The 13,173-nt window shown below is 44.1% G+C and carries 9 protein-coding genes; 6 read left to right on the top strand and 3 right to left on the bottom strand.

What is annotated here, in order from left to right:
- The first annotated feature begins 240 nt into the window (after nucleotides 1-240).
- Nucleotides 241-3,018 carry an insulinase family protein gene (locus NL645_RS10815; RefSeq protein ID WP_253651690.1) on the top strand — a complete coding sequence of 926 codons (2,778 nt, stop codon included), beginning with the start codon at nucleotides 241-243 and terminating at the stop codon, nucleotides 3,016-3,018.
- A 169-nt stretch (nucleotides 3,019-3,187) separates the two neighbouring features.
- Nucleotides 3,188-3,442 carry a hypothetical protein gene (locus tag NL645_RS10810; RefSeq protein ID WP_005397900.1) on the top strand — a complete coding sequence of 85 codons (255 nt, stop codon included), beginning with the start codon at nucleotides 3,188-3,190 and terminating at the stop codon, nucleotides 3,440-3,442.
- A 62-nt stretch (nucleotides 3,443-3,504) separates the two neighbouring features.
- On the opposite strand, the gene fadJ is transcribed toward NL645_RS10810, so the two are convergent.
- On the bottom strand, nucleotides 3,505-5,616 hold the full coding sequence (fadJ, locus tag NL645_RS10805) for a fatty acid oxidation complex subunit alpha FadJ (protein WP_005394283.1): 2,112 nt from the start codon (nucleotides 5,614-5,616) through the stop codon (nucleotides 3,505-3,507).
- A complete protein-coding gene (gene fadI / locus NL645_RS10800) occupies nucleotides 5,616-6,923 on the bottom strand; it encodes an acetyl-CoA C-acyltransferase FadI (RefSeq protein ID WP_253651689.1) in 1,308 nt (435 codons plus the stop codon). Before fadI ends, fadJ begins: the two co-directional genes overlap by 1 nt.
- Nucleotides 6,924-7,641: 718 nt before the next feature.
- Here fadI and NL645_RS10795 point away from each other — a divergent pair.
- The 4 genes from NL645_RS10795 (at nucleotide 7,642) to NL645_RS10780 (ending at nucleotide 12,136) form a co-directional block, all read left to right on the top strand.
- Nucleotides 7,642-8,217 (top strand): sigma-70 family RNA polymerase sigma factor, encoded by a 576-nt coding sequence (locus tag NL645_RS10795; RefSeq protein ID WP_029836529.1) that lies wholly within the window; start codon nucleotides 7,642-7,644, stop codon nucleotides 8,215-8,217.
- Nucleotides 8,210-8,941, top strand: coding sequence for a DUF3379 domain-containing protein (locus NL645_RS10790; protein ID WP_139060708.1), 732 nt, complete (start codon nucleotides 8,210-8,212; stop codon nucleotides 8,939-8,941). Before NL645_RS10795 ends, NL645_RS10790 begins: the two co-directional genes overlap by 8 nt.
- A gap of 297 nt (nucleotides 8,942-9,238) precedes the next feature.
- Nucleotides 9,239-10,498 carry an outer membrane protein transport protein gene (locus NL645_RS10785; RefSeq protein WP_203347041.1) on the top strand — a complete coding sequence of 420 codons (1,260 nt, stop codon included), beginning with the start codon at nucleotides 9,239-9,241 and terminating at the stop codon, nucleotides 10,496-10,498.
- 309 nt (nucleotides 10,499-10,807) lie between these two features.
- Nucleotides 10,808-12,136 (top strand): outer membrane protein transport protein, encoded by a 1,329-nt coding sequence (locus tag NL645_RS10780; RefSeq protein ID WP_253651688.1) that lies wholly within the window; start codon nucleotides 10,808-10,810, stop codon nucleotides 12,134-12,136.
- Between the two features lie 74 nt (nucleotides 12,137-12,210).
- Here the strand turns inward: NL645_RS10780 and NL645_RS10775 are convergent, their stop codons facing one another.
- Nucleotides 12,211-12,984 (bottom strand): VacJ family lipoprotein, encoded by a 774-nt coding sequence (locus NL645_RS10775; protein WP_005394290.1) that lies wholly within the window; start codon nucleotides 12,982-12,984, stop codon nucleotides 12,211-12,213.
- Nucleotides 12,985-13,173 lie beyond the last annotated feature (189 nt).

Raw genomic sequence — 13,173 nt, 5'->3', positions numbered from 1 at the left:
AGATAGCGACTTTCTTAACAATCTATTAAAAAGAATGTACTCAGTTCATCACAGTATTTAACTGTGCTATGAGTTCAGAGCATTCATTCAAACAGTTCTTCCCCATACGCAAACGCGATGGGCCTGTGCAGAAGTCTACGAATAACAAAAATACGGCAAGCAGTATTTGTCGAAACGCAAACTTTGCGCCCCCTAGCTAGGGGTTCATAATTACTGTAATGCGAAATCTGGAGACGCATCGTGCATCTAAGTCCTAACGATTCAAATCAATACCGCTACATTACCTTGAGCAATGATCTGCGTGTACTGCTGATTCATTCCGAGACAGCTCAACAGTCAGCAGCTGCTCTAGCAGTGAACGTTGGACACTTCGACGACCCAAACGATCGCCAAGGTCTGGCACACTATTTAGAACATATGCTTTTTTTGGGTACGGAAAAATACCCTAAAGTGGGCGAGTTTCAAAGCTATATTAGCCAGCATGGAGGAACAAATAACGCTTGGACGGGTACTGAGCACACTTGTTTCTTTTTTGATGTTACTCCGAATGCCTTTGAAAATGCCTTAGATCGATTTAGCCAATTCTTTACCGCACCATTGTTTAACGAAGAAGCTTTAGACAAAGAACGCCAAGCTGTCGACTCCGAATACAAACTCAAACTTAATGACGATTCTCGCCGCCTGTATCAAGTCAACAAAGAAGTCATCAATCCAGATCACCCTTTCTCTAAGTTCTCAGTCGGCAACCTAGATACATTAGGTGATCGAGATGGTAAATCCATCCGCAACGAAATTGTCGAGTTTCACCACTCTCAATACTCTGCCGATCTCATGACGTTGACGCTCTTTGGGCCGCAGTCGCTCGATGAACAGCAAGCGTGGGTAGAGGCCATGTTTGCCAATATCCCAAACCACCACCTTCGTGGAAAATCGATTGATGTCCCCATTAGCACCAAAGAAAGTACCGGGATTTTAGTTCAAGTTGAACCAATCAAAGAATTTCGAAAACTCATTCTCACCTTCCCAATGCCGGGAATGGATAAGCACTACGGCTTGAAACCACTCTCTTACTTCGCGCATTTACTCGGCTATGAAGGCGAAGGCAGCTTAATGCTCCAGCTAAAAAATGAGGGCTGGATTACGTCGCTTTCTGCGGGAGGCGGCGCTAGTGGTAGCAACTATCGAGATTTTACGGTTAGCTGCACACTCACCCCGCTGGGTCTCAACCACGTTGACGACATCATCCAAGCGGTTTTTCAATACCTCTCGATGATCAAACAAGACGGGCTAGATGAATGGCGTTATCTCGAAAAACAAGCGGTGCTTGAGTCGGCGTTTCGTTTCCAGGAACCATCTCGACCAATGGATTTGGTTAGCCATCTTGTTATCAATATGCAGCATTATCAGCCAGACGATACCATTTATGGCGACTACAAAATGGCGGGCTATGATGAACAACTGCAGCGTTCGTTGCTGCAATACTTAACCATCGATAATGTCCGCGTAACCCTGATTGCAAAAGGACTGGAATACAATCGTACTGCCGAATGGTACTTTACTCCGTATTCCGTCACGCCTTTTAGTGATGAGCAACGCCGCTTCTATCAACAAATCGATCCAAGCTGGCAGTTCGTCTTACCAGAAAAGAACCCTTATATTTGCTACGATCTCGATCCCATGCCGTTCGAAAATGGTGGTTCACTACCAGAGTTAATTGAAGATCTCGAAGGCTTCCGACTTTGGCATTTACAAGATGATGAATTTCGCGTGCCAAAAGGCGTTGTATATGTCGCTATCGACAGCTCTCATGCTGTTGCATCACCGAAGAACATTGTCAAAACTCGCCTATGTGTCGAGATGTTCCTCGACTCGCTAGCAAAAGAAACCTATCAAGCTGAAATCGCAGGGATGGGTTACAACATGTACGCTCACCAAGGCGGGGTTACCTTAACCCTCTCAGGGTTCAGCCAAAAACTGCCTCAATTGTTGGAAATGATCCTGCACCGTTTTGCTTCTCGAGATTTCAGCCCTGCACGCTTTGAAACCATCAAGCAGCAACTGTTACGTAACTGGAGAAATGCTTCACAAGATCGTCCTATTTCGCAGCTGTTTAACGCACTTACAGGGCTACTTCAACCCAATAACCCGCCTTTCGCAACCTTAGTCGAAGCGCTAGAAGAAATCGAAGTCGATGAACTCTCGGTATTCGTAGAATCAATTCTTGCAGAGCTGCACGTTGAAATGTTTGTTTACGGAGATTGGCAGCGTCAACAAGCGCATGACATGGCGACAACCTTAAAGGATGCCCTAAGAGTAAAAGAGCAGCGTTATGAAGAGGCGCTCCGCCCACTCATCATGCTGGGAAAAAACGGCAGTTTTCAACGTGAAGTACATTGTAACCAGCAAGATTCGGCGGTCGTTATTTATCACCAGTGTGAGGATATTGAGCCTCGTAGCATTGCTCTATACTCATTGGCGAACCATCTCATGTCGGCAACTTTTTTCCACGAGATCCGCACAAAACAGCAATTAGGTTACATGGTGGGCACTGGCAATATGCCACTTAATCGTCATCCGGGTATTGTGCTTTATGTGCAATCACCCAATGCAGCACCTGCCGAGCTGGTTACCTCAATCGATGAGTTCTTAAATGCCTTTTATATGGTGCTGTTAGAACTGAACGATTACCAGTGGCATAGCAGTAAGCGCGGCTTGTGGAATCAAATAGCGACGCCGGACACCACACTGCGAGGTCGTGCTCAGCGTCTTTGGGTTGCAATAGGAAACAAAGACACCGAGTTTAACCAACGTGACAAGGTACTTGCTGAACTGAAGAAATTGACCCGAGCAGACATGATTCGCTTTGTCGTTAATGAGTTGAAACCTCGCACGGCAAACCGATTGGTCATGCACTCTCAAGGGCAATCGCATTCGGACGCTCCGCGCATCCACTTAGGGCAAGAAATTGGATCGATTGAAGAGTTCCAACTTAGGCCAAAAGATTGCGGCTTAGGATGATCTAATTGCGCAGTAATAAAATTATCGATTAGTAAGTATATACCTACAAACCAATGAGGTTGTGGGTCTCATAAATAGAATCGACACCATAATTGGCAGAAAATTGAAATTACGCCATTGCGGCTTATGCTCTAATTACCACACTAAAAATAAATTAAATGAGGTAATCATGAAAAAAGCACTACTACTTGCGGCTATTTTACTGCCACTGGCATCTGCACACGCTGAAATCTCGGTGAAAGGTGATGGCTTTGAGCTAAGTAACGACTGTGTCCGCCTAAGCGGAGACAATGTTTCTATCAAATCAGATGATTGCTCTTCAAAACAGTGGAAAGATAAAGACAACAAAGGCAACAGCAGCGTTCACGGGGACGACAACCCAGGTAAAGGCCACAATAAAGATAAAAAAGACAAGAAGAAGTAACTATTTCTTATTTATGAAAAAGGCTTGCCACTGGCAAGCCTTTTTCTTTACCGAAGCAACGTTTAATAGAATGTGGTTCCTTCTCCAGCTCGAGTAAGCAAACCATCACACGGTGCGTAACGATCGCCATACTTCGATGCAAACTCATTCATTTTCTCAACCAGTTCTTTAATGCCAAACTGATCCATATAACGGAATGGACCGCCCAAGAATGGAGGGAAACCAATGCCAAATATTGCACCAATATCACCATCACGTGGCGAGCGAATGATGCCGTCATCCAAACAACGTACCGCTTCATTCAGCATTGGTAGTACACAGCGCAACGCAATATCGTTATCGCTCAGCTTAGATTCAGGATCGAGCTTAAGCAGCTTGTAGATAGATTTATCGACTTCTTTCTTCTTACCTTTGTAAGTGTAGAAACCTTTCCCGCTCTTACGTCCTTTGCGACCGTCATTCAATAAGATATCGAACACGTCAGGGCCTTTGAATCGCTCACCTAACTCGTTGACTAGAATCGGCATGATCTTCGCGCCAATGTCGACACCGACTTCATCCAGTAAGGTAATCGGGCCGACAGGGAAACCAAAATCAAGCAACGCCGTATCAATCTTTTCGATCGGTTCGTTAGCCAGCAGAATATGCGCCGCTTCGTTCATGTATGGCGCAAGAATGCGGTTCACGTAAAAGCCCGCTTTGTCTTTCACTACGATCGGGGTTTTACCTTGCTTTTTAGCAAGTGCAACGACTGTTGAAATGGTTTCATCTGATGTCGTTTCATGCGGAATCACTTCCACCAACGGCATTTTTTCTACCGGGCTGAAGTAATGCAAACCCACTACGTTTTCTGGACGTTCCGCTTTTTCTGCAATTTTGTGGATTGGTAACGAAGAAGTATTAGTCGCAAAGATAGTTTCCGGCTTGGCATTCGCTTCAATATCCGCCACCATTTTTTGTTTAAGATCTAAGTCTTCAAAAACGGCTTCAATTACGACATCAATATGATTAAAGCTGGTAAAGTCGACACCGCCAGACAGTTGCAACATTTTCGCTTGCAGATCAGCTTTGGATAGAATACGGCGTTTACGCTGTTTCTCAAATAACTTGTAGTTGTAGTTGAGTGCGTTTAGAACGCCATCGTTGCTGACGTCTTTGATGCGGACAGGCACCTTCGCTTTTGCAACAGACACATGGCTGATTCCTGCGCCCATCAAGCCACCGCCAAGCACGCCAACTTTATGAACTGGCGCGGGTTTCGCATCCGTACCATTTTCTTTCTTCATTTCCGTTGTCGCAAAGAAGATAGAACGAAGCGCTTTTGACTCTGAGCTCATCACAAGCTCACCGAAGCGTTTCGCTTCAAGCTCTTGTCCTTGGGCGAAACCTTTCTCTAAACCATGCTGAATAACGTCTAAAATCGCGACCGTTGCAGGATAGTTACCACGGGTTTTCTGATTGGTTTTCTTCGCTGCCTGTTCAAACACAAACTTGCGCCCTAACCCACTACCCGACATCACTTTTTCTTTCGTCGATAGCTTTTTCGTACCCTTGTTTTTACCTTTGTCGATAAACTGTTTTGCTACGTCGAGCAAAATGGTGTCAGGGACACAGGCGTCAACCACACCCAGCTTTTTAGCTTTCTTTGCGCGAAGCTGTTTACCCGTCAGGATCAAGTCCAGTGAAGGTAACAGGCCAATCAAACGCGGCAGACGCTGCGTACCGCCGGAACCTGGCAGCAATCCAAGCTGTACTTCTGGTAGGCCTAAACGCGTTTTATCTGAATCCGTACAAACACGATAATCACATGCAAGAGCAAGCTCTAAACCACCGCCCAAACATGGACCGTGAATAGCGGCAACCACAGGATATGGTAAGTCCGATAGCTGCTGGAATAGCTCTTGACCTTGCCTCGCTAATGCTTCTGCTTCACTTGCGGTCGTGCACGCTTCTAGCATGCGAACATCGGCCCCCGCGACAAAGTTGTCCGGTTTTAGGGAATGAATGATCATCCCTTTGATGCCACTGGCGTCTTTTAGCTGAGCAAAGATTTCTTTCATTTCATCAGCAAAAGCCGCCTGTAGCGTATTCATTTTTTCATTAGGTACGTCAATCGCTAACCAAGCAATATTCTGCTCATCAACTTTTAGACTAAATGCTTTTTGCTCGCTCATTACTCAACCTCCAGAATCATTGCTGCACCAAGACCGCCAGCTGCACATGCGGTATTCAATGCAATACCGCCACCACGGCGTTTCAGTTCACGTAGGGTTTGCGTCATCATTCGTGCACCTGTCGCCGCGAATGGGTGACCATAAGCGATTGAGCCACCAAGCACGTTAAACTTATCCATGTCGATTTCGCCGATCGCTTTCGAACGACCTAGATTTTCTTGAGCAAACTTATCTGAAGCAAACATCTTCACATTCGCCAATGCTTGCGCAGCAAACGCTTCGTGCATGTCGATCAACGTCAGATCAGACAATTCCAAGCCTGTATTTTCTAGCACTTTCGCTGTGGCATAAGTCGGTCCCATCAGCATGTCCTTTTCCACACCGATCGCTGAAAATGCGTAGCCACGTATGTAGCCAAGAATCTCCATGCCAAGCTCTTTCACTTTACCTTCGCGCATCAACATCACTGCCGCACCACCATCAGTCAGTGGCGTACTGTTAGCTGCCGTAACACTGCCATACTGGCGATCAAAGGCAGGTCGAAGTTTCGCGTACCCTTCTACGGTTGAGTCGTGACGGACATTGTTGTCTTCCGAAATCCATTTTTTGTATGGTTCTGGAAAAGCCGTCATCACTTCACCTTGGATCTTACCTTCTTTCCAAGCTTGGGAAGCCAGCGTATGAGAGCGATGTGCAAGCGCATCCTGCTCTGCACGAGAAATACCATGCGTCTTTGCCATTTGCTCCGCAGTTTGTCCCATCGACAAGCCCGTCGAGTATTCGGCTACTGCAGGAGGCACTGGCATAAGGTCTTTAAAGCTCAAGTTTTTGAGGATGCTAAGCTTCTGACCCATTGTTTTTGTCTTACTTAGAGCAAGCAGATTAGCGGCCAGTTTCTTAGATACGCCAATAGGCAGGACGGAAGAAGAGTCTGCACCACCAGCAATACCGATATCGATGGTTCCCGCCATGATGCTTTCTGCGACATTGACCGCCGCTTGAAAACTCGTTGCACACGCACGAGTCACACTGTAAGCATCAGTATGGATGTTCATACCGGTGCCTAACACAATTTCTCGTGCGATGTTTGGCGCTTCAGGCATTTGTACTACTTGTCCAAATACCACTTGTTCGATTAACTTCGGATCAATATCTGTTCGAGCAAGCATTTCGCTTACTACCATTTTCCCTAAATCGACCGCTGGCACTTGGCTAAATTCCGTGCTTTGACGAGCAAAGGGAGTTCGAAGCCCCGCGACAATAGCGACACGCTCACCATTGCGTGTTTTTACTTCCTGCTTGCCCATTGTTTCTCCTTAAATACAAGAGGTCTGACCTGATGCATTGTAATGAATTTGTTAAATTTATCAAACGTGCGTTTAAATAAACGTGAAGCAAGTAGATCAATTACTCTACTTCTTTGATTCTTATGCGATTAATAATGATTAACTATAGAGAGTTAAAACGGTAAGAGGTATATGGAAGGTAAAATCGAAGCAAAAAAAAACCACACATAACTGTGTGGTCGGAATATCTATAAAACAATTAACTTACGCCAATTGAAAATTAATCAGTTTCCTGATTAGGAGAAAGTAAAGTCAGCCTTCAAAAGGAAGTGTCATCTTGCTCAACATGTTAGTCGCAATGACTAACGAGATGACAAGATGTACTATAACCCCTTCACTGCTTGATATTTTGAAATAGATCAATTTTATAGTGATTTTACGAGCTTTAAGCACATCTAAAAGGCTCAGCGATGCAAACCTATTCAAAAATTCACCGCTAGCAGTCTCTTTTTATGTCCCATCGAATGAACTTATCCAAACCATTGATTACTAATGATGATATTGTTAACAATCTTTACCAATTCATGTTCGATGATATTTGGCATTTGCGTATACACTTTTAAGTAACCACATAGCTTATTGTGTCAGAGGTTATCTACGACACACGCTCAACCGAAACCGCGAAGCTATTGAAAAGTAAAGTCATGCTCAGAACAAATAAAAAACTCACAGAGCGAGGATGGAGGCTCCTGTGGCCATATTAAAAATGTTTGGAAAGAAAAATTCCAACAGTCCGGTCAACTCTGATATGGACAAGCAAAGAAAATACGAAGCGCTCGTCCGAGGGTACCATCGTGACTTATATCGCTACGCATACTGGTTGTGCAAAGATAAAGCGATAGCGGAAGATCTAGTTCAGGAAACCTGTCTTAGAGCTTGGAAGTCACTCGATAGTCTCCAGGATGAAAAAGCAGCCAAGTCTTGGCTCATCACCATATTGAGACGAGAAAATGCGCGCCGCTTCGAACGTAAACAATTTGATTTAGTTGATATCGATGATTACGGCAATGATGCTAAAGTCAGCGATGACCCACATCATCAGCAAGAATGGCTGCAAGCGCAGATCATGAAACTCGATGTTGAATACCGCGAGCCTTTATTTCTCCAAGTTGTCGGTGGTTTCAGCGGAGAAGAGATTGGCGACATTCTTGATTTAAATAAAAATACAGTGATGACTCGATTATTTCGCGCTCGTAATCAACTCAAAGAGATGTTGGATTCTCAAGATACTAAGAGAGGACAAAAGAATGGATGATTTAGAATTTCGTCGTCGTATTTTGTCGGATCCAAAACAAAAGGATGAAGAGATTCTGCAAGCTTTAGCTGGTAGCGACACCAACAATAAGTTTGTTGATGACGTTTTGGATCTCGACGTAAAAATTAAACAAGCCATGAATGTGGATGTACCTGAAGATCTCGCTGATAAGATTTTATTTAGTCAGACGTCGAGTGCACTTGATGAAGAGAAGGTCGTCAGACCAAACTTTGTGCGCAAAGCAATGGCACTTGCCGCTTCTATTGCGTTCACCGCAGGATTATTAGTTGGTCAAGTAAACTGGGGAAATGTTTTGGTTTCTCCAGCACAAGCCAGTTTAGCTGATACCGCGATGAAACACGTTATTCATGAAGAACCTTTTGTTCGTCATCTTGATGAGGATGTACCGAGCTCGCAAATTAATGCGAAAATGTCGCCATTTCATTACCAGTTTAGTGAAAGCTTTCCATATCACGTTTACTACCTAAACCACTGCGGTTTTGGTGAATCCAATGCGGTGCATATGGTATTCCAAGGTCCAAAAGGTAAAGTAACGTTATTTATTACTGGTATTCCTAGCGAACAAAGTACCGACTTTAATAAGGATGGCATGACCGGTATCGTTCAGCCCGTCGGGAGTTCAAGCCTGATTTTAGTCGGAGAAGAAGGTGAAAATATTGATGCTATCGCTACGACTCTTGCATCAATGATTAAACCTATGTAATAACTTCGACGATTTCCAGCCTTCAAAAGGTTAAATGCCGCTAAATGATCTTATTTAGCGGCATTTTTGTATAAATAGAACACAAAACATTCACCATCGCTATAGCATTTAGAGCTTAAACTCTAAATTATGCATTTTAAGTGCAATTTCCCGTCTTTTAGACATCATTTCTGCAATTTTTATTCAATTTTATCCAATGGTCGGATTTGTCCAAGCAACTATTGATACTACTATCTGCGCCACTGAGCAAAAGCTCAATTTATCGTCCAAAGAGACGAATCTAATAAGGAAAAACAAATGACTCAGAACACGCGTCTGTTTAAAAAGACTCTCCTAGCAGTAACGGTAGCTTTTGCCTCAGGTCAATCGATGGCAGCGGGTTTCCAAATCAACGCTCAATCAGCAACTGGCATCGGCCGTGCATTTGCTGGTGATGCAGTAATCGCAGATAACGCCGCAGTAATGGCTCGCAACCCAGCAGCAATGGCTCTATTTGATAAAATGGAGCTTTCGCTAGGTTTCGAAAGCATTACTTCAATGATTGAAGTGAAAGATGCGAAATATAACGTTAATACTCCTTTGGGTTCCAGTACTGTAAATGTTGCTGACACTGATGATGTGGGTGATACGTCAATAGCTCCAAACATTCACCTAATCGTTCCAGTAAATGACAAGTTTGCATGGGGCGTAAACGCATACTCTAATTTCGGCACTAAAACTGAATTTTCAGATAACTACACCGCAACCGAGTACGGTGGTCTTACGGATGTAAAAAGCTTCAACTTTGGCTTTGCGGGTTCTTACCGTTTAAACGAACAATGGAGCTTTGGTGCTGGTTTAGATTTAATCTACGGCCAAGGCACAATGAAGCGTACAACTAGCTCTTCAGTCCCAGGGGTTGGCGGTCAAAAAATTCTGGACGTAGATAAAGCTGATGGTTGGGCTGTTGGTTTCAACGTTGGTACTGTGTACGAACTAGATGAAAACAACCGTTTTGGTCTAGCGTATCGTTACAGCCCTGAATTTACAGCGAAAGACGACAAAGGTCAGGAAATCACGCTACCTCTACCAGATATGGCCGAGTTTTCTGGTTTCCACAAAATCCAAGACACTAAGTTTGCTGTACACTACAGCATCCAATACATCGGTTGGAAAGATTTTGACCAAATTGATTTTGAGAACCTAAATCAGGGTTTACTTAAAGGTGGTTACTCGAAAGACTATCAATGGCAAGATGGCTGGCACTACGCAATTGGTGGTACTTACTACCTAAACAACAACTGGACACTTCGTGCTGGTTACATGTACGACACAAGCGCTCAAGATAAAGTAACGTCTATCTCGGTACCAGACTCAGATCGCCAGTGGTTCTCCACAGGTTTCTCTTACCATATTGATAATAGCTCAAACATCGATTTTGGCTTCACGTACTTGTTAGGTGAAGATGTAAAAGTTAATGAGAATACTCAATTAGCTCCTAGTCTTTCTACCGGTGTAACAGCAACAACTCATGCTGACGCAATTCTATTCGGCTTACAATACAGCCGTAGCTTCTAAGCGCTTCGCTGTTAGTTAGTAGAAAAATACTTTATATAAAAGGCTGGATTTCCAGCCTTTTTTCATATCTGCGATTTATTGCCCACTCAATTTGAGTGAACACGTGTATCTAAATCTCACAATTAGGACGCACAGCTGTTCGCTGAATTCCATTTACAAGCCCTTCACAGTTAGATTATTAAACCACCCAAACAACACTTGAAAGCATAATATTCCAAATGACTGCTTGTGCTGGATTTTCATTTCTAAAGTAAAAACTCTACCTTTAAACTTTCGTCCCACGTTATAAACAAATCAGCGAACATTCGAATGAAAACCAACAAGACTCTTCTATCAACAGCAGTGGCATTAACCCTACTTGGCACAACGGGCATGGCTAACGCAGCAGGTTTCCAACTTGCTGAATATTCTGCAACAGGCCTAGGTCGAGCATATGCTGGTGAAGCAGCAATGGCTGACAACGCAAGTGCACAATGGCGTAACCCAGCAATGCTAACTTATTTGGAAGGCACTCAAGTGTCCGTTGGTGCAATCTATGTGAACCCAAATATTGATATTGAAGGTGATGTAAACTTCCACGGTAGTACTTCTTCTGCATCTTCAGATGATTTCGCACATGATGCAATCATTCCAAACTTCTACCTATCACACCAATACAATGAGAAATTCGCGATTGGTTTGGCATTTGGCACCAACTACGGCATGGAAACCGATTTAGGTAAAGGCTTTGGTGCTTCACACTTCGGTAACGAAGCAAGCGTAACGACAATGGAAGCGAACTTAAACGCAGCTTACAAAGTCAATGAATCAATCAGCGTTGGTGGTGGTATCCGTTACATCATCGGCGAAGGCAGCTTTGGCGCAGCCGCACCTAAGAATAACGTTGTAGGACAGCACCCTGTCACTGGCGATCCTATCAGTGTTCCTCAAGGTACCGCTCTAAAATACATGGAAGGTGACGATACCGCTTGGGGCTGGCAAGTTGGTACTGCATGGCAGATCAATGAAAATAACCGTATCGGCTTCGCGTACAAATCTGAAGTTGAACTGAAGCTTGAAGGCCATGCTGAAGGTCTAGGTTTTGGCTTCGGTACTTCTGAGCTTCCACAACTACGTGACAACGGCTATATGTACCTAAACCTGCCTGCAACAGCTGAGCTGGCAAGTTTCCACCAAGTAACAGACCAACTTGCGTTACACGCAAGCTTTAACTGGACGGATTGGAGCTCTTTCGAGAAATTGGAAGCACGCCTAGATACCGCTGGCACGCATATGGTTAAAGTAGAAAACTGGGAAGATAACTACCGCTTTGCTGTTGGTGCCACTTACCAGCTTGATCCTAAGCTAGCGCTACGTACTGGTATTGCATACGATACTTCAGCGGTAAGCGACAAAAACCGTACGATCACTATTCCAGAAACTGACCGTACTTGGCTAAGTATTGGCGCAACGTACGATTGGACGAAAGACTTCAGCCTAGACGCTGGCTTCACCTATATTTTCGCGAAAGACGCACCAATCGTTGAGTCTCGTGGTTACAAGTCAGACGACGCTGCAGAACAAGTCGGCGGCCAATTCGTAGGCGAAACTACGGGTAATGTTTGGCTAATCGGTGTTCAAGCAAACTACCGTTTCTAACCAAACAGCAAAAATACAAAAAAGGCTTAGCATCAGCTAAGCCTTTTTTATTTGTATATTGTAAAGAACAGCGCTTAAAAGTCTTCTAGGTATTCGTCTAAATACTCTTCTTCTTCGATGTTCACTTCTTCAACGGTTTCAACTTCTGCTTTAAAGTTTTGACGCTGAATATAAACATCGCGAGTAAGAATATATGGATCCGGCGACGAGTCTAACTGTGCTTCTTGCGGTACTAATAAAGCACGCTTCTCCATGCCTTCAAACGCCCACTTACCCAAACTCGCCCAGAAGTTGAGGTAAGAGAGGGGTAAATACGTACTATCTACGGTATCTGTCACTTCACGTAAGGTATACGGGCCATAACCTGGAATCATGAAGTAAGGGCCATTTCCAACACCATAGTGGCCTACTGCATCACTGAACGCTTTCTCGTCGTATTTCGTAATACCCGCGGCACTTGCAATATCGAATAAACCGAAAATACCAAACGTCGAGTTAATCCAAAAACGGTTAAAGTGGTCTACGGCTTTCGTGCCGTTACCCATGACTAAGTTATTAACCATGCTGGCTGGCTCATCTAAGTTCGACAAGAAGTTAGCGATACCGGAACGAATAGGAACTGGCGTGTATTCCACATACGCAAGTGATACAGGACGAACCAAATACGGATCTAAATATTCGTAGTTGATTTCCCACATGGTTCGGTTAAAGCCTTCCAACGGGTCATACACATCAGAAGTCGTTTGATTTGTTTCTTGTCCTGTTACTGCTTCATCAGGCGCACTTGAACAGCCAACCAGTCCAACTGCAAGCAGTAACAAGAAGGTAGATTTACCCTTGTTATACATTTTATTTTCCATAACGACTATTAATGTACCTAAGTCATCCAATGAACAGTTGTACGTATGTTGAGCAGTATACGTAGTAAAGATGACTCAGATATGGGAATAAATAAAGGCCAGCAGTCGCTGGCCTTCGGTATTCTACTCGATCGTTTAGAGTCATACCACTAAAGGCAACAGACTCTACCCCGTTGT

Origin of the sequence: Vibrio sp. Y51_MX_L26 (assembly GCF_024181935.1) — a bacterium.
Classification (GTDB): Bacteria; Pseudomonadota; Gammaproteobacteria; order Enterobacterales; family Vibrionaceae; genus Vibrio; species Vibrio diabolicus.
The sequence above is the reverse complement of the archived record's forward strand: the minus strand, read 5'-3'. Positions and strand labels throughout refer to the sequence as shown.

Coding starts and splice junctions, on each gene's coding strand:
- NL645_RS10810 (WP_005397900.1), top strand. CDS start 3,188: ATGAAAAAAGCACTACTACTTGCGGCTATTTTACTGCCACTGGCATCT.
- fadJ (WP_005394283.1), bottom strand. CDS start 5,616: ATGAGCGAGCAAAAAGCATTTAGTCTAAAAGTTGATGAGCAGAATATT.
- fadI (WP_253651689.1), bottom strand. CDS start 6,923: ATGGGCAAGCAGGAAGTAAAAACACGCAATGGTGAGCGTGTCGCTATT.
- NL645_RS10795 (WP_029836529.1), top strand. CDS start 7,642: ATGGAGGCTCCTGTGGCCATATTAAAAATGTTTGGAAAGAAAAATTCC.
- NL645_RS10790 (WP_139060708.1), top strand. CDS start 8,210: ATGGATGATTTAGAATTTCGTCGTCGTATTTTGTCGGATCCAAAACAA.
- NL645_RS10785 (WP_203347041.1), top strand. CDS start 9,239: ATGACTCAGAACACGCGTCTGTTTAAAAAGACTCTCCTAGCAGTAACG.
- NL645_RS10780 (WP_253651688.1), top strand. CDS start 10,808: ATGAAAACCAACAAGACTCTTCTATCAACAGCAGTGGCATTAACCCTA.
- NL645_RS10775 (WP_005394290.1), bottom strand. CDS start 12,984: ATGTATAACAAGGGTAAATCTACCTTCTTGTTACTGCTTGCAGTTGGA.